17 protein-coding genes are annotated in these 17655 nt (G+C 39.7%); 10 read left to right on the forward strand and 7 right to left on the reverse strand.

The features are described 5' to 3' along the window. Positions 1 to 7: 7 nt before the first annotated feature. The 4 genes from Q0O89_RS08530 to Q0O89_RS08545 all read right to left on the reverse strand — a co-directional run bounded on the left by Q0O89_RS08530 (position 8) and on the right by Q0O89_RS08545 (position 5896). Positions 8 to 2872 carry a valine--tRNA ligase gene (locus tag Q0O89_RS08530; RefSeq protein ID WP_293731293.1) on the reverse strand — a complete coding sequence of 955 codons (2865 nt, stop codon included), beginning with the start codon at positions 2870 to 2872 and terminating at the stop codon, positions 8 to 10. 27 nt (positions 2873 to 2899) lie between these two features. Continuing rightward, positions 2900 to 4609 carry a DUF262 domain-containing protein gene (locus tag Q0O89_RS08535; RefSeq protein ID WP_293731295.1) on the reverse strand — a complete coding sequence of 570 codons (1710 nt, stop codon included), beginning with the start codon at positions 4607 to 4609 and terminating at the stop codon, positions 2900 to 2902. Between the two features lie 28 nt (positions 4610 to 4637). Next, positions 4638 to 5384: a Fic family protein gene (locus Q0O89_RS08540; protein ID WP_293731297.1), complete on the reverse strand. Its 747-nt coding sequence runs from the start codon at positions 5382 to 5384 to the stop codon at positions 4638 to 4640. A gap of 68 nt (positions 5385 to 5452) precedes the next feature. After that, positions 5453 to 5896, reverse strand: coding sequence for a DNA polymerase III subunit chi (locus Q0O89_RS08545; protein WP_293731298.1), 444 nt, complete (start codon positions 5894 to 5896; stop codon positions 5453 to 5455). Positions 5897 to 6024: 128 nt separating this feature from the next. On the opposite strand from Q0O89_RS08545, the gene queA reads away from it, so the two are divergent. The 7 genes from queA to secF all read left to right on the forward strand — a co-directional run bounded on the left by queA (position 6025) and on the right by secF (position 12329). Next, positions 6025 to 7104, forward strand: coding sequence for a tRNA preQ1(34) S-adenosylmethionine ribosyltransferase-isomerase QueA (gene queA / locus Q0O89_RS08550; protein ID WP_293731299.1), 1080 nt, complete (start codon positions 6025 to 6027; stop codon positions 7102 to 7104). 57 nt (positions 7105 to 7161) lie between these two features. Continuing rightward, positions 7162 to 8307, forward strand: coding sequence for a tRNA guanosine(34) transglycosylase Tgt (tgt, locus tag Q0O89_RS08555; RefSeq protein WP_293731300.1), 1146 nt, complete (start codon positions 7162 to 7164; stop codon positions 8305 to 8307). 57 nt (positions 8308 to 8364) lie between these two features. After that, positions 8365 to 8892, forward strand: a complete 528-nt coding sequence (locus Q0O89_RS08560) for a hemerythrin domain-containing protein (protein ID WP_293731301.1) — start codon at positions 8365 to 8367, stop codon at positions 8890 to 8892. After that, entirely contained in the window at positions 8889 to 9119 is a 231-nt protein-coding gene (locus tag Q0O89_RS08565) for a sulfurtransferase TusA family protein (RefSeq protein ID WP_293731302.1), read from the forward strand. Before Q0O89_RS08560 ends, Q0O89_RS08565 begins: the two co-directional genes overlap by 4 nt. Before the next feature lie 65 nt (positions 9120 to 9184). After that, positions 9185 to 9484: a preprotein translocase subunit YajC gene (gene yajC, locus Q0O89_RS08570; RefSeq protein ID WP_115638336.1), complete on the forward strand. Its 300-nt coding sequence runs from the start codon at positions 9185 to 9187 to the stop codon at positions 9482 to 9484. A gap of 19 nt (positions 9485 to 9503) precedes the next feature. Next, positions 9504 to 11354 carry a protein translocase subunit SecD gene (gene secD / locus Q0O89_RS08575; RefSeq protein ID WP_293731305.1) on the forward strand — a complete coding sequence of 617 codons (1851 nt, stop codon included), beginning with the start codon at positions 9504 to 9506 and terminating at the stop codon, positions 11352 to 11354. 81 nt (positions 11355 to 11435) lie between these two features. After that, a complete protein-coding gene (gene secF / locus Q0O89_RS08580; RefSeq protein WP_293731314.1) occupies positions 11436 to 12329 on the forward strand; it encodes a protein translocase subunit SecF in 894 nt (297 codons plus the stop codon). Positions 12330 to 12396: 67 nt separating this feature from the next. On the opposite strand, the gene Q0O89_RS08585 is transcribed toward secF, so the two are convergent. Then, positions 12397 to 13023: a glutathione S-transferase family protein gene (locus Q0O89_RS08585; protein ID WP_293731307.1), complete on the reverse strand. Its 627-nt coding sequence runs from the start codon at positions 13021 to 13023 to the stop codon at positions 12397 to 12399. 57 nt (positions 13024 to 13080) lie between these two features. Beyond that, on the reverse strand, positions 13081 to 13512 hold the full coding sequence (locus Q0O89_RS08590; protein ID WP_293731309.1) for an organic hydroperoxide resistance protein: 432 nt from the start codon (positions 13510 to 13512) through the stop codon (positions 13081 to 13083). A gap of 105 nt (positions 13513 to 13617) precedes the next feature. Here Q0O89_RS08590 and Q0O89_RS08595 point away from each other — a divergent pair, with 105 nt between their 5' ends. After that, on the forward strand, positions 13618 to 14517 hold the full coding sequence (locus Q0O89_RS08595; RefSeq protein ID WP_293731310.1) for an AraC family transcriptional regulator: 900 nt from the start codon (positions 13618 to 13620) through the stop codon (positions 14515 to 14517). 35 nt (positions 14518 to 14552) lie between these two features. Here the strand turns inward: Q0O89_RS08595 and Q0O89_RS08600 are convergent, their stop codons facing one another. After that, the gene (locus Q0O89_RS08600) at positions 14553 to 15350 is read right to left on the reverse strand and encodes a hypothetical protein (protein ID WP_293731311.1); all 798 of its coding nucleotides are present in this window, start codon (positions 15348 to 15350) and stop codon (positions 14553 to 14555) included. Positions 15351 to 15465: 115 nt separating this feature from the next. Between Q0O89_RS08600 and hflK the strand changes: the two genes are divergently transcribed. Both hflK and hflC read left to right on the forward strand, forming a co-directional pair. Further along, positions 15466 to 16683, forward strand: coding sequence for an FtsH protease activity modulator HflK (gene hflK, locus Q0O89_RS08605; protein ID WP_293731312.1), 1218 nt, complete (start codon positions 15466 to 15468; stop codon positions 16681 to 16683). Further along, on the forward strand, positions 16683 to 17570 hold the full coding sequence (gene hflC, locus Q0O89_RS08610) for a protease modulator HflC (protein ID WP_273318365.1): 888 nt from the start codon (positions 16683 to 16685) through the stop codon (positions 17568 to 17570). The genes hflK and hflC overlap by 1 nt, the downstream gene beginning before the upstream one ends. Positions 17571 to 17655: the final 85 nt, after the last annotated feature.

A 17655-nucleotide genomic window follows, 5' to 3' on the forward strand; every position in this document is an offset into this window, starting at 1 on the left:
ATTTCACTTACAGATTCTCAATCGCCTTATACTGCGCCTGCAATTTCTCAAGTCCATCTTGGTACTCTTGCATTTTTTCACGCTCTTTAGCGATCACTTGTTCAGGTGCTTTTGCCACAAAGGCTTCGTTGCTGAGTTTGCCTTCGATACGTTTAACTTCGCCTTGAAGTTTTTCGATCTCTTTGGTTAAACGAGCAAGCTCGGCATCTTTGTTGATAAAGCCAGCCATTGGCACTAATACTTCCGCATTACCCACCAATTTCGCTACTGAAAGCGGGGCTTCTTCGCCTTGGGCAAGCACTTGTACGCTGTCTAACTTCGCCATTGCTTTTAACAAGCGGTCGTTTTCCGCTAACATTTTGCAATGTTCGTCAGACAGGTTACGCACTAAGAAATCCAAGCCTTTGCTTGGGGCGATGTTGCATTCTGCTCGAATATTACGCACTGCCACAATCAACTCTTTCAACCAGTTGATTTGCATTTCCGCCGCTTCGTCAATTTGGCTTTCTTCCACTTTCGGGAAAGGTTGTAACATAATGGTGTCGCCTTCTACCCCTGCAAAGCCTTTCACTTTCTGCCAGATTTCTTCCGTGATAAACGGAATAATCGGGTGCGCTAAACGCAATAGTTTTTCCAACACACGTACAAGAGTTTGGCTTGCACCACGTTTTTGAGCGTCTGTACCGTTGGCAAACACAGGTTTGGTGAGTTCTAAGTACCAGTCACAGAATTGGTTCCAAGTGAACTCGTAAATGGTATTTGCCGCTAAGTCGAAACGGTATTGGCTTAAGGCATCACGGAACTCGCCCACAGTGCGGTTGAATGTGGATTGGATCCAACGATCCGCCAAGCTGTATTCCACTTCGCCTGCCGATAAGTCTAATTTATCGTTAGTGAGTACGAAACGGCTCGCATTCCATAATTTGTTACAGAAATTGCGGTAGCCTTCCAAACGTTTCATATCCCAGTTGATGTCACGTCCGTTGCTCGCTAATGCCGCCAAGGTGAAACGCAATGCGTCCGTACCGTGCGGAGCGATACCGTTCTCGAACTCTTTACGGGTCGCTTTGGCAATTTTTTCCGCCAACTGCGGTTGCATCATATTGCCCGTGCGTTTTTCAAGTAGATCTTCAAGGCTGATACCGTCAATCATATCAATCGGGTCTAATACGTTCCCTTTTGATTTCGACATTTTTTGCCCTTGTTCATCACGGATCAAGCCCGTTACATACACGGTTTTGAACGGCACTTGCGGTTTGCCGTTTTCATCTTTGATAAAGTGCATCGTAAACATAATCATACGAGCCACCCAGAAGAAGATGATGTCAAAGCCTGTGATTAACACATCGGTCGGGTGATACATTTTGAGTTCTTTGGTTTGCTCTGGCCAGCCTAAAGTTGAGAATGTCCATAAGCCTGATGAGAACCAAGTATCTAACACGTCTTCATCTTGTTTTAAGGCTAAATCTGCCGGTAAGTTGTATTTTGTACGCACTTCCGCTTCATCACGCGCCACATAAACGTTGCCTTCCGCATCGTACCACGCAGGGATACGGTGTCCCCACCATAATTGGCGAGAAATACACCAGTCTTGAATATCACGCATCCAAGAGAAATACAGGTTTTCATACTGTTTCGGCACGAATTGAATTTCACCGTCTTCCACCGCCTTAGTTGCCACTTCGGCAAGCGGTTTCACGCTCACATACCATTGGTCTGTCAGCATCGGTTCAATCGGCACGCCACCACGGTCGCCGTAAGGCACTTTTAAGTCGTGCGGTTTAATTTCTTCTAACAAGCCAAGGGCTTCAAAGTCCGCCACGATTTTCTTACGAGCGGCAAAACGCTCTAAACCTTGATAATCCGCTGGAATAAGTGCGGTGTAATTTGTTAAAGGTTTACCGTCTGAGCCGATAATTTCCGCTTCCGCACGAATGTCCGCATTTAAGGTCATTACGTTCACCATTGGCAACTGATGACGTTTACCTACTTCGTAGTCGTTGAAGTCGTGGGCAGGGGTAATTTTCACTACACCTGTACCAAACTCACGATCTACATAATCGTCTGCAATAATCGGGATTTCACGGTTTGCAAGCGGTAGGATTACGGTTTTACCGATCAACGATTGATAACGCTCATCTTCAGGGTGAACCGCCACCGCTGTATCGCCTAACATCGTTTCAGGACGAGTGGTCGCCACCACCAAATAATCTTTACCGTCCGCTGTTTTCGCACCGTTGGCTAACGGATAGCGGAAATGCCACAGCGAGCCTTTGCTCTCTTTGTTTTCCACTTCAAGATCGGAAATCGCCGTGTGTAATTTCGGATCCCAGTTTACCAAGCGTTTACCACGATAAATCAAGCCTTCTTCGTGTAAACGCACGAACACTTCTTTTACCGCATTGGACAAGCCCTCGTCCATTGTGAAACGCTCACGATCCCAGTCGATTGAGTTACCTAAGCGGCGCATTTGCTGGCTGATTGTACCGCCTGAATAAGCTTTCCAATCCCAGATTTTATTGATGAAAGCCTCACGCCCATAATCGTGACGGGTTTTGCCTTCTTCCGCCGCAATTTTACGTTCCACCACCATTTGGGTCGCAATCCCTGCGTGGTCAGTCCCCGCTTGCCATAGGGTATTATTGCCTTCCATACGGTTAAAACGGATTAAGGTATCCATTAAGGTTTGCTGGAAAGCGTGCCCCATATGCAAACTCCCCGTCACATTTGGCGGTGGAATTGCGATACAGTAACTTGGAACATTCGGGTTTTCATTCGGCTTAAAATAGCCTTGTTCTTCCCAGTGTTTATAAAGTGCTTGTTCGACTGCCGATGAGTCGAAACGATCTGCCATTTCGAATTTTTGGGTCATTTTAGGGTTCTCTTATAATATTCTATTTTATAGATCTAAAGAAATTGTAGGATAAATCCACATTTGTATAGCATTATTTGCTAAATCATTAGCCCTTTTCTGAATATGCTCTTTATTCCATTTATCTAGTTCAGGAGCTCTAAAATATGTATTTAACATCAATGGACTATATTTTAATCCTTTTTCAGGAAGAGATAATTTTTTATAAAATGGTTCATTACTATATTCTACGTTATATTCTGTAAGTGTTAGATTACCTAATGTATGAAGCATTTCTGTATAACAATCCTCCCATTTATCACCTAATTCTAACTTCCATTCATTAGATAAAGTTTGTGGCATAATATGCTCTATTGTATATTCTTCAGTCAAAACAATTTTACCTTTGTTTCGTTTGATATTCTCAAGAGAGATAAGCAAATATCTACTATTTCTGAAATCATATACATTTCTTTGACATATTTTTAATTTAAACTCCTCATCATTAGGAAAGCGTCGATAATCATTTAAAGTAAGGAAGTTACGCTTAATACTATCTAAATAATCATTTTTATCAATATCTCTGCTAAATGTAGCAAATGTTTTATTTAATGAGTTAGTTGGTATTTCACAGATTGATCGTCTAAAAATATAAGACTCAATAAGTTTTACTATTTCACAAAATTCATTCTCTTTTAAGATGCCTTTTGCAAAATCTCCATATAGCTCTAATAGTAGTGGGTATGCGACATCAACTTGTAACTCTTTAAAACTTTCAAATACTTGACTTAGGCTATCTTTACTATACCTAGTCTTTTTACCAAAGAACATATCACAGAAATAAGTTGAATAATTATAAAGATCTGTAACTAAATCTTGAATTGAATTTTTATTTTCTCTCTTATATTTTTTATATGAATCATAAATATCATCGAACCTTGGTATTGATTTAGTTTTCATTGTCAAGTAATGTCTAACAAATGCATTAAATGTAGACTCATATTGTTCTTGACCAAATGATAATTCCATTTTACGCCAATAATTTATATAAAGCTCTCTTTGTTGCTTTTCTTCTAATCCCATTAAAATAAAATTCCTAATAAGATCTACTTGACTTAATGCTTTACCAGTAGAATTCATACTCTCAAAAATTAGTTGAGGATTATCTCTACCTCTAGTTAAGGCAACATCAACAACTATAATTTTATTTACCCCAGCCCAAATATTTTGTAGTTTGTCATCATTGCATTTCTTTAATTGTTCAGAAAAATAATTAAAATTGTCTCTTATATTAATTGAAAATAAACTAGGTAAATCCTTTTGTTTTAATAATGCTAATAGGCTATCTTTATCTGTTTCCGTTAATAGCAATTTAAACTCTTCTTCATCATCTTCACTAGGATTTAATAGATAACGATTTCTAAGTTTAGATGATGACATATTGTCAATTTCTTTTTGACGAATATGTAGTTCACGTGCAAATGCTTCAAGTAGCAAGAATAAAGTTGTTAATCTTTGTTGCCCATCAATTACTAACATTGAGGTATTAGAACTTATTTGGTAAGTATCTTGTTCAATATATACTACCGATCCAATAAAGTGAGATGATATATTATTATTTTCCCCAGCTTCATTAATATCATCCCATAATTGCTTACATTGTTCTAAGTTCCAAGAGTATGTGCGTTGATAAATAGGTATAATAAACTGAGTTGTTTTTTGTAAAAATTTCAAAAAATTACTTTCACTTGCTTTCATATATTTCCTTTGACTCCAAATTACAAATTTATCTCTGTTTCAAAATCGCCAAATACCTTTCCAACTCACCTAACTCATAATCACTAATCAGCTCAGTCAAACTACTTACATCTTGCTGATTTTTATGAAAATCATCAAAACATTGATAATATTTTGCTCGGTTTGTAAATTTAATATCTATCGGTAAATAACCTTGTTTGAGCAATTCAAAATTAATCAGCAATCGCCCGGTTCGTCCGTTACCATCAATAAAAGGGGGAATACTCTCAAACGCCAAATGTAACCAGCTAATAGCTTCAATCGGGTGAAGTGCGGTTAGTTTCTGTTGATATTTTTCAATTAACCTTTGCATTTCTTCTGCAATTAAATAAGGTGCTGTCGGTTCGTTTTCAGCCCCTAAAATACGCACAGGAATTTTGCGATAAACACCGCGATTTTCCGCACTTCCCATTAATACCAAAGAATGAATATCTTTAATCGTGCGTTCGGTTAATGGCTCATTATTTGCCACTAATTCATAAATATAGTTAAAAGCGTCTTTAAAACCGATAATATCCAAATGTTCACGAATTGGCTTTTCTGCAATGGTAATGCCTTCTTTTAAAATCAGCACTGTTTCACGCAATGTGATTGTATTTCCTTCAATCGCATTAGAATTATAACTGCTCTCAATAATAAACTCTTCTCGCAAGCGTTGCACTTCAGCCGCGGAAAGCGGACGATATTGAGCTAGCTGATTTTTTAAGTGTTCAATTTGGTCTAGTTTATTATTCATTGTTTAATATCATACTGTTAAGAACAAGGTTAAAGGTTCTGAGAATTGCCATATCTAACATATCCACCCTAAACCTGCTCCGTACTCAATTGCCAGCCCAACTGACGATACTGTTTATAGCGTTCTCTCGCCTGAGCTTTTTCTGTTTCGTTCTTGGGGACAAAATCAATGATATGATTAAAGCTTTGAGCAAAGTCGGGGACGTTATGTTGCAATGAAATCAACACATCTCGGCGCTGTGCATTGCGTTTACCGACCCAGCTGATTTCAATGGGCGTGGCAAAATTAGTCACTTCGCCAGATAAATTATGGGGAACAAATTCATCCACATCGCGTTGCCATAATGCTTCGTCTAACCGCAAGGCTTGCTCTTCCGTTTCACAAGCCACCAAAATACGTTTTCCTGCTCGCCATAATTGCGCTGATAAATCACAGGCTAATTTTTCAGTAGCAGAAAGTTCGCCTTGTGGCTGTGTATTTTCAATCACATAAAATTGAGCTTGTTTTGACATTTTACCTTGTGTTGCCCTTGAAAATAATCGCGAAATTTTAGCGAAAATTTGCCTAAAAATAAAGGTTTTTACTTGTACTCAAAGCAAAATCAAAATAGACTACGGCAAAAAATTTTGGCGTAAATATTATGAACCTATCTGATTTCCATTTTGATTTACCTGACGAATTAATTGCTCGTTATCCTAAACCTGAACGTACAGCGAGTCGTTTATTACAACTGAATGGGGAAAATGGCGCAATTTTTCACCGCACTTTTAGCGATGTACTGGATTTAATTAATGAGGGCGATTTACTCATTTTTAACAATACCCGAGTGATTCCTGCGCGTATGTATGGACGTAAAATATCTGGTGGGAAAATTGAAGTATTAGTTGAACGGGTTTTAACTGAAACCACATTTTTAGCCCATGTTCGTTCAAGTAAAGCCCCTAAAACCGGTGCTGAATTAATTTTAGGCGAAGATAAACTCGGTGAAGGACATGGCGTCAAAGTCATGATGATTGGACGTCAAGATGCGCTGTTTGAACTCGAAATTGTCGATAAATCCACCGCACTTTTAGATGTGTTACAAAAAATTGGGCATATGCCATTGCCACCCTATATTGATCGCCCTGATGAAGACGCGGATCAAGAGCGTTATCAAACGGTGTATAACAAAGTTCCCGGTGCGGTTGCCGCACCTACGGCAGGTTTACATTTTGATGACGAATTATTGATGAAACTTAAAGCAAAAGGGGTTAATTTTGCGTTTGTGACCTTACACGTAGGCGCAGGCACATTCCAACCCGTACGCGTAGAAAAAATTGAAGACCACCATATGCATGCTGAATATGTGGAGGTTTCCAAAGAGGTTTGCGAGGCTATTTTAGCCACAAAAGCTGCCGGCAAACGTGTCATTGCGGTAGGAACTACATCCGTACGCTCTATTGAGAGTGCGGCGTTGGCCGCGGAAGAAAAAGGTTCATCACAACTTATTGAACCTTTTTACTCTGACACGTCAATTTTTATTTACCCCGGCAAAAAATTCCGTGTCATTGATTGCTTAATTACCAATTTCCACTTACCTGAAAGCACGTTAATTATGCTTGTTTCAGCTTTTGCCGGCTATGAGCATACAATGAATGCTTATAAAAGTGCGGTGGAAAATCGCTATCGTTTTTTTAGTTATGGTGATTCGATGTTTATCACTAAAAAAACAGCTGTTTAGTACACAGTAATGTTAAACCAATAACCGTTAGACTGTTTCTCTAACAAAAGGAAGCTTATGAAATTTAATCTCAAAACAACCAGCGGAACGGCGCGCCGTGGCGAAATGGTTTTTCAACGTCCGCAAGGCGAATTTAAAGTACAAACCCCTGCATTTATGCCTGTTGGCACCTATGGTACGGTAAAAGGAATGACACCTGAAGAAGTCCGAGCCACCGGGGCAGAAATCTTACTTGGTAACACCTTTCATTTATGGTTACGTCCGGGGCAAGAAGTCATGAAAATGCATGGCGATCTGCATGACTTTATGCAATGGCATCGCCCAATTTTAACGGACAGCGGTGGCTTCCAAGTGTTTAGCTTAGGTCAATTACGTAAAATTAAAGAAGAAGGGGTAACATTCCAAAACCCAATTAATGGTGAAAAAATCTTTTTATCACCAGAAAAATCCATGGAAATTCAATATGATTTAGGCTCAGACATCGTGATGATTTTTGACGAATGTACGCCTTATCCGGCGACTTTCAATTATGCGAAAAAATCTATGGAAATGTCTTTACGTTGGGCAAAACGTAGCCGTGATCGTTTTGATGAATTAGAAAATCCACGTGCATTATTTGGTATCGTGCAAGGGGGAACTTACGAAGAATTACGTAAAATTTCCGCCGAAGGTTTGGTGAATATCGGTTTTGACGGTTATGCGGTAGGCGGTTTAGCCGTTGGTGAGCCAAAAGAAGAAATGCACCGTATTTTGGAATTTACCACCCCATTATTGCCTACGGACAAACCGCGCTATTTAATGGGCGTGGGTAAACCTGAAGACTTAGTGGAAGGCGTGCGCCGTGGTATTGATATGTTCGATTGCGTGATGCCAACCCGCAATGCCCGTAACGGTCATTTATTTGTCAGCGATGGTGTGGTGAAAATCCGTAATGCAAAATATCGTTCAGATACCACCGCACTTGATCCGGAATGTGATTGCTACACCTGTAAAAATTACACCAAAGCCTATTTATATCATTTAGATAAGTGCGGTGAAATTTTAGGTGCCCGCTTAAATACTATTCATAATTTACGCTATTATCAACGCTTAATGGAACAAATTCGTACCGCCATTGAAGAAGATCGTTTCGATGATTTTGTGGTGGAATTTTATGCCAAAATCGGTAAAGAAATACCGCCATTACAAAAAGCAGTGAAATAATCTATCACATTCGATGTAGGGCGAAACGATTTCGCCCTAATAACCTAACATAATCATATGATAAACATTCATTCCTCAAATCAACCACATGCCCCCTCTTGGGAAAATCCCATAGAGATGCTTTATGCTTGCCATGGGCGTGTCAAAAATTTTTGTCGTCAATTAAGTATTTTGCCTTCTTATCTTGAGGAAAAGGGGCTCAATCAAGCCGTCAAAAATGATGTTCAACAAATTTTGAATTATTTTAATATCGCGGCACCTTTACACCATGATGACGAAGAAAAAGACTTTTTCCCGGCGTTAGTAAAAGTTGCACCACAAGCTAAAAGCGATGTTGATGAACTAGAACGTCAACATATCCATTTACACACAAATTGGACCGCACTTTCAGCACAATTAATTGAGCTGATTCAAGAGCAACGTGATAGGGTCGAAAATTCTCTTATTGAGCAATTTATTGCCGCCTATGACAAGCATATTGCTCTTGAAGAGCCGTTGTTTGAAATGGGAAAACAATTTTTGCCTCCAGAACAACTCAATAAGATGGGCAAAATTATGGCGGAACGCCGTAAAGTACGCGAATGAAACAGCTAGATCTACGCCATTACCACTGCCCTGTCCCTTTATTAATGACAAAAAATGCCCTTGAAAAATTAGCCAAAGGGCATTATTTAGAAATACAATTTGGACACACAAGTGCGGTGAAAGATTTTGAAATTTTATGCCATGAAATGCAATGTCGTATTATTTCTTGCGAAAAATACACCACACCTAATGGGCAAATAGAATACAAAATGAACATTAGCAATTAAGCTGATTTTATGCTATTTTAGCACCCTAATTTTTATTAACTTTAACTTACAAAAAAGGAAAAAACATGGAAGCTCAACAAGGCAGCCCAATGTCAATGTTAATTATTTTTGCTATCTTCGGTTTAATCTTCTATTTTATGATTTACCGTCCACAAGCAAAACGTAACAAAGAACACAAAGCGTTAATGGAATCATTAGCAAAAGGCACAGAAGTGTTAACTGCAGGTGGTTTAATCGGTAAAATCAGCAAAATCACTGAAGGCTCTAGCGAAGTGGTTATCCAATTAAACGCAAACAGCGAAGTGACGATTAACCGTAACTATATCGCTGCCGTATTGCCAAAAGGCTCTGTGAAAACTCTTTAATCCAAAAGGCATTTAACTCATGTTAAACCGTTTCCCTTTATGGAAGAATCTAATGGTGATCCTTGTGATCGCCATTGGTGCTTTATATGCACTTCCAAATATTTACGGTGAAGATCCTGCCGTACAAATCTCAGGTACTCGTGGTCAAGAAGCAAATACTCAAACATTAGCTGAAGTACAAAGTTTATTGACTGCAAATCAAATCGAACCCAAATCAATTGTATTAGAAAATGGCTCTATTTTAGCGCGTTTTAACGATACAACAGCTCAGCTTCTTGCTAAAGATAAAATTGCTGAGCGTCTTGGGAATCAATATTCAACCGCATTAAATCTTGCGCCTGCAACGCCGGCATGGTTAAGCTCAATCGGTGGTAATCCAATGAAATGGGGTCTTGACTTACGTGGTGGTGTTCGTTTCTTAATGGAAGTGGACATGAACACGGCATTAAGTAAAGGTCAAGAACAATTACAAGACAGTGTGAAAACAAGTTTGCGTAAAGAAAAAATTCGCTATACCTCTATTAAAAGCGGTAATGATTTCTCTACGAACGTCACGCTAGAAAACCCGGAACAACGCTATCAAGCCCAACAATTATTACGCCGTCAACATCCTAATATGGAAATTACAGAAACCGCTGATAACGCATTTTCTATGCGGTTATCTGATGCCGGTTTACTTGAAGCGCGTAATAATGCCATTGAGCAAAACTTAATTATTTTACGCAAACGTGTAGAAGAATTAGGGGTGGCAGAAGCAGTTATCCAACGTCAGGGGGCTGAACGTATTGTTGTTGAATTACCGGGTATTCAAGACACTGCACGTGCAAAAGAAATTTTAGGTGCAACAGCTACCCTTGAATTCCGTTTAGTTAACGTGAATACCTCTTACGAGGCGATGCGCCGTAATATGGTACCGACGGATACGGAAGTTAAATATGACAAAGCAGGCAATCCGGTTGCTTTATTCCGCAAGGCTATTTTAGGTGGTGAACATATTGTCAACGCCTCCTCCGGAATCGAGCAAAATACGGGGTCGCCACAAGTTAGCGTCGTGTTGGATTCACAAGGTGGGGATCTTATGTCCCAAGCGACAAAAATCAACATCCAAAAACCAATGGCGGTGCTTTACGTTGAATACAAAGACAACGGCAAGAAAGATGAAAACGGTAAAGCCGTGTTAGAAAAACATGAAGAAGTCATTAGTGTTGCCACCATCCGCGGTCGTTTTGGCAGTAATTTCCAAATTACCGGCGTAGGCAGTATGGCTGAAGCGCAAAATCTTTCCATGTTACTGCGTTCCGGGGCATTAATTGCGCCGATTCAAATTGTTGAAGAACGTACCGTAGGTCCTTCGCTTGGTGCGCAAAATGTGGAACAAGGTTTAAAAGCCGGTCTTTGGGGCTTAGCTATTGTGGTTTTATTCTGCGTAGTGTATTACAAACTCTTTGGTATTATTGCAAGTTTGGCTCTGGGGGCGAATATGATCTTAGTGGTAGGATTGATGTCATTGCTTCCCGGGGTAACCTTAACTATGCCGGGGATTGCAGGGATTATCTTATCTGTGGGGATGTCTGTAGATGCCAACGTACTAATCTTTGAACGTATCAAAGAAGAAATTCGTAACGGTCGTCCAATTCAGCAAGCCATTAATGAAGGTTATGCCGGTGCATGGACATCAATTTTTGATGCCAACTTAACCACCATTTTAACCTCTATCGTGCTTTATGCGGTAGGTACCGGTCCGGTTAAAGGCTTTGCTGTTACCCTTGCATTAGGGGTTGCCATTTCAATGTTTACGGCAATCACAGGTACACGTATGCTGGTGAACTGGATTTACGGCGGCAGACGTGTTGAAAAATTATCTATTTAGGGCGGAGAAAATACAGTGAATTCACTTAAACAAAAACATGAATATCAAGGCGTTGGCTTACCTTTTAGCCTTGTTCACTTTATGAAATTCCGCAAATTCGGTTATTTATTCTCGATTTTGCTCACAGCAACATGCTTTTTCTTTATCTTCACCAAAGGTTTTAACTGGGGATTGGATTTTACAGGTGGTGTGGTCATTGATACCCACTTCTCTCAATCGGCTAATCTCGACAAAGTGCGTTCAACCTTAGGCGAAAATGGTATTGAAAATGCATTAGTGCAAACCACCGGCTCAACGAGTGACGTCATGATTCGTTTACCTGCAACAGCCGCCGATGCGCAAGTGGGCAATAAAATCAAAGACATGATGACCGCACTTGATCCCAATATTCAAATTCGTTCCGTAGAATTTGTAGGACCTAATGTAGGGGACGAATTAGCCGAAAGCGCAATCTATGGGACATTAGCGACCTTAGCCTTATTACTTGCCTACGTTGGTTTACGCTTTGAATGGCGTTTAGGAACAGGCGGTATTATGGCTCTCGCCCATGACGTTATTGTCACGCTCGGTATCTTCTCATTTTTACAAATTGAGATGGATTTAACTTTCGTGGCAGCGATTTTGTCTGTGGTCGGTTACTCATTAAATGATAGTATCGTGGTATTTGACCGTGTACGCGAAAACTTCCGTAAAGTACGCCGTTTAAGTAGCGAAGAAATTATTGATATCTCGTTAACACAAACCTTATCGAGAACAATGATGACATCAGTAACGACCTTATTCGTAGTTATCGCATTGCTTGTCTTCGGTGGTTCAACGATTTATAGTTTCTCTCTTGCACTATTAATTGGTATTGCATTTGGTACTTATTCATCCATCTTCGTTGCAATTGCTATCGCTTACGATTTAGGCTTAAAACGCGAACATATGCAAATCAAAATTGCAGAAGATAAAGATTTTGAGGAAGGATTTTAATTATTCTCCCATCATAACAAAAGCGACTGGTCAAACAGTCGCTTTTTTGTGGGGGAACAAAAATAGACTAAAATCGACTTAAATCCAAGTTGCCTTTTGTTTTCTCATTAGCTTTGAGATAGGCTGGGTGATTTTCAATTTGTTCGATGTAGCGAACAATATTCGGATAATCAGCTTTGTTGAGGTAATTTAATCCCCATTGTAGTGGGAAACTCATCGCAAAATCAGCGCCTGTGAGTTGCTCACCGACAACCCATTTTTTCCCTTCAAGATGCTGTTCCACATGATTGAAATAAAGTGGTGTTTGTGCTGCAGCATATTGAGCAAAATCACCAAAATCGCCACGTTTTGTCAGTAATGCAAACATATTTGCTGAAAACATAGAGGCAGAAATTGCTAGCCAATATACATAGTTAGAATAAGCATCCGTTTTGTGGGCTGGGGTAAAGCGGTTTTCATCATCATAGCGATCAAGTAAGTGCTGAATAATTGCAGTACCTTCTGCAAGAATTAAATCGCCATCTTGTAGCACCGGGGCCTTACCAAGTGGATGCTGTGCTTTTAATTCAGCAGGAGCAAGCGCAGTTTGTGGATCGCGATCATAGATTTTAAGCTCGTAATCTAATTCTAAGGCTTCAAGTAACCACACAATACGATGGGCGCAAGATTGTTTTAAATAATGTAAGGTAATCATTGTATTTCCTTCCTTCAAAATCAAGAAACCCCACGCTAGAGCGTAGGGCCAGTATTATTATAAATCAAATGTTTGCATTACATTTACATGTAAACGCACATCAACATTGCCACGTGTTGCGTTTGAATATGGGCAAACTTCGTGAGCTTTTTCAATGAGTTTTTTCGCATCTTCTACGCTTAAACCTGCTACAGTAATGGTAATGTCTAAATCAAGGCTGAATGCACCATCTGGTTTTTGACCAATACCTACGCCTACAGTTGTGCTTGATGAAGTTGGTTTTAAGCCTAAGCTCGGTGCAACATGGTTCATTGCGCTATCAAAACAAGCCGCATAGCCCATCGCGAAAAGTTGTTCAGGATTTGTGCCGATTTTGCCACTTTCATTTTGGAATGACACTAAATCAAAGCCGATTGAGCCGTCATCTACTTGTGTTCTGCCGTCACGACCGCCTGTTGCTGTTGCTGATGTGTGATAAAAAATTTTCATTATGTTTTCCTTCTGTTGTTTGTTTCAATGGCGTTAGTATATTGATCTGAACAATTTTGCGGTATATCATTTATCTAAAATTCTTGCCTATTTATCTAAATTATTATGTTATCAGAACAGCAATTTAAGCACTTATTAAAAGTTATTCCGCCTAATCAGACCTATTATTCGCCTGTTCAAGGTTTGGTTATTCATCATTCTGATCGCCCTTTTTCTTATGAAAATGTCATCCAAGAACCGAGCATTTGTATTGTGGTAAAAGGGGAGCGTGAAGTGCAATTAGGCGAACAATACTATTTGTTTGACGAACAGCATTTTATGTTTTGCCCTGTGAATGTACCTATGTGCGGTAAGATCAAGCAAGCAACACCAGAAAAGCCTTTTGTGGTGTTATCAATGAAAATAGATTTACAAGCCGTCAATAAAATTTTGTTAGAACAGCCCGCACTTTTTGCCGAAAAATCGGAAAATTCTACCGCTTTTACTCAATGGGATTTAAGCCCTGAATTACGTAATGCTTTTGAACGGTTACTTATCTTGCACGAAAATCCAAAAGATATTGAATTTATTGCACCACTTATTCAGCAAGAAATTTATTATCGATTACTCAAAGGGGAGCAAGGCGAGAAGTTAAAACAGATGGTCAGCTTTGACTCAAATACGCAAAAAATTGCCAAAGCAACGGCGTATTTACAGGCACATTTCCGAGAAAGCATACAGGTAGAAACACTGGCGGAATGTTGTGGTATGTCTTTGTCCGGCTTTCATGCTCATTTTAAAAAATTGACCACCTTATCGCCTTTGCAATATCAAAAAACATTAAAATTGCTGGAAGCCAAGCGGTTAATTTCACAAGAAAATTTACCTGTCGCTATGGCGGCATTTCAAGTTGGCTATGAAAGCCCTAGTCAATTTAGCCGAGAATATAAGCGATGCTTTGGAGTAAGTCCAAAGGAGAGTTTGGGAAGAAATGAAAACCCTATACAAACTATCCAAGTCGTATAGGGTGATTGTGCTACTACTCTGCTACTCTTTTTGCTTTAAAGAGGCTGTACTAAGAAGCCTAACCAAATCGGCAAACTTGCTGCCATAAAGAAAAGTAAAATTAAGTTGAAATAGTCTAATTTAATTTTACGCAAAATATGAAAAGCGATAATTGCCATCATCATAATATGTAAAAAGAAATACACTAAAACCGGCAATTCCATTGGCATATCGGGAACCGTTGGCATTGTTTCAGCGAAAAATGCCAATATACTCAACACATAAAAAGCATTTAGTGCAAGCAAGATTGCCATGGCAAATGGCAATAGCGCGATAAAGCCTTGTAAGCGATTGCGAGAAATTAATAACAAAATATTCGCTAAAAGAACGCCTAACAATAATTGAGAAATAGGGTTATAGCAAAGCCAGCGCAGAGCTATTTCATGCTGTTGACTTACCATATAAAAATAAAGGATTAGCCCCAATAAAGACAATCCGCTTGCCACGGATAAATAATGACGCCAAGCAATCATAGCGGCTACGGCAAGCCCTAATAAAGAAAGTATTATGGATGATGGGGAACCTTGCAAAATCGCCATGATTAACCAAACAGCCCAAAACAAACCGAGATAATGATTCGCTTTAATCAAACGGCTTCGTTGACCATTACAAATTTCGCCTTTGCTAAACACGATTAACAATAAAATTTCCGCGGCGAAAATAGCCAAACTATATGCTGATAAAAATGCATTATCAGTAAGGGTTACAGTAAAATAATCTAGCCCGAATAATATGACTAAGGGCAAAAATGACTGAAGTGCGGTTAATTTTGGATTCGTTTCATCATGGGACATAATCTTTCCTATCTTTCTATTTGAAAACGCAAATTATATCACTATATTACATAGACTTGTGGTCTATTTTTGTTTAGACTGTTCACAAAATTTTCACATTCTTTTTATGACGATAATGGAGAAACAAATGGCTCAGGATCAAGATCCTTGGGCGGCACCTGGTAAAAACAGCCAGCCGTCTAATAATAAACCTGTCGATGAACCCAAAAACCAAGGTTCTCATCAACAAGGCGAGCAAGCCCCACCTGATTTAGAAGAAGCTTTTTCTAATTTGTTGAAAAAGTTAGGTGGCAATAAATCTGGCTCAAACAATAATAACAACGGAAAGAATCAGGCGCCTGTCCAATTTGGTAAATTCTTACCACTTGCCGCCTTGCTTGGTGCGGTGATTTGGGGTGTCAGTGGTTTTTATACGGTCAAAGAAGCGGAACGTGGCGTGGTGACTCGTTTTGGACAACTACACGCTATTGTTCAACCGGGTTTAAACTGGAAACCGACATTTATTGATAAAGTCATTCCTGTCAACGTAGAACAAGTGCGTGATCTGAAAACGCAAGGGGCGATGTTGACGCAAGATGAAAATATGGTACGCGTAGAATTAACCGTTCAATATCGCGTTTCCGACCCGGCGAAATATCTCTTTAGTGTTATCAATGCCGATGACAGTCTTGCGCAGGCGACAGATAGTGCATTACGTTATGTGATTGGTCACATGACAATGGATAATATTTTAACCAAAGAACGTGCGGTAGTGCGTGATAACACATGGAAAGCCTTGAATGAGATTATTAAGTCTTACGATATGGGCTTAAATATCATTGATGTCAACTTCCAATCTGCACGTCCACCTGAAGAAGTTAAAGATGCCTTTGATGATGCCATTAAGGCGCAAGAAGATGAACAACGTTATATTCGTGAAGCGGAGGCTTATGCCCGTGAACGCGAACCTATTGCTCGCGGTAATGCACAACGTATTATTGAAGAAGCGACTGCTTATAAAGATCAAATTGTGCTAGAGGCACAAGGGGAAGTAGAACGTTTCCAGCGTTTATTACCCGAATTTAAAGCCAATCCAACGGTATTAAAAGAACGCTTATACATTGAAACCATGGAAAATGTAATGGCGAAAACACCAAAAGTGATGATGGATAATGGAAGTAGTATGACGGTGTTGCCGCTTGATCAGCTTTTGCGTAATAAAGCGCAACAACCTGCTGCTCAACCAACATCAACAACACAGCCACAAAGTGCGGTAAATTCTCAGCCTGTTTTAACGCAGCCAGTGAAGCCTGCACAACCTTCAGCCGTAGAACGTCAAGGGAGATTTAACTAATGCGTAAATTTTTAACGCCAATTATCATTATTCTTGCGTTAGTCATTTATTCCAGTGTTGTTGTCGTACAAGAAGGAACACGCGGAATTATGATGCGCTTCGGAAAAGTACAACGCGATAGCGATAACACTGTAAAAATCTATCACCCTGGCTTGCATTTCAAGCTACCGATTGTAGATAGCTTGACATTGCTTGACGCAAGAATTCAAACCCTTGATGGCAAAGCAGATCGTTTTGTGACCGTTGAGAAAAAAGACTTACTCGTAGATTCTTACGTAAAATGGAAAATCAGCGATTTTGGTCGTTTTTATACCTCAACAGGTGGCGGCGATAAAAATCTTGCGGAAAATTTATTACAACGAAAAGTCGGCGACCGTTTACGTTCTGAAATTGGTACACGTACCATTAAAGACATTGTTTCCGGTACCCGTGGCGAATTAATGGAAGGGGCGAAAAAATCCCTGAATTCCGGCGAAGACAGCACCGCTGAGTTAGGTATTGAAGTAGTTGATGTTCGTATTAAACAAATCAATTTACCTGATGAAGTGTCATCATCTATTTATCAACGCATGCGTGCAGAACGTGATGCGGTTGCTCGTGAACATCGTTCTCAAGGTAAAGAAAAAGCCGCATTCATCCAAGCCGATGTGGATCGTAAAGTCACCTTGATTACCGCAAATGCAAACAAAACTGCGCAACAGTTACGTGGTGAAGGCGATGCAGCAGCAGCTAAACTCTACAGTGAGGCATTTGGGCAGGAGCCTGAATTTTATAGTTTTGTCCGTAGCTTAAAAGCCTACCAAACAAGCTTTGCTGGTTCAGATAATATGATGTTACTCAAACCAGACAGCGATTTCTTCCGCTTTATGCAAGCTCCAAAGAAATAAATTTATCCCTACATAAAAAGTGCGGCTAATTGATCTGCACCCCAAAAGTTGGACTAAACAACCAACTAATTAAGGTGCAGATTTT

Source organism: uncultured Actinobacillus sp., assembly GCF_945915845.1.
In the GTDB taxonomy this organism is placed as follows: domain Bacteria; phylum Pseudomonadota; class Gammaproteobacteria; order Enterobacterales; family Pasteurellaceae; genus Exercitatus.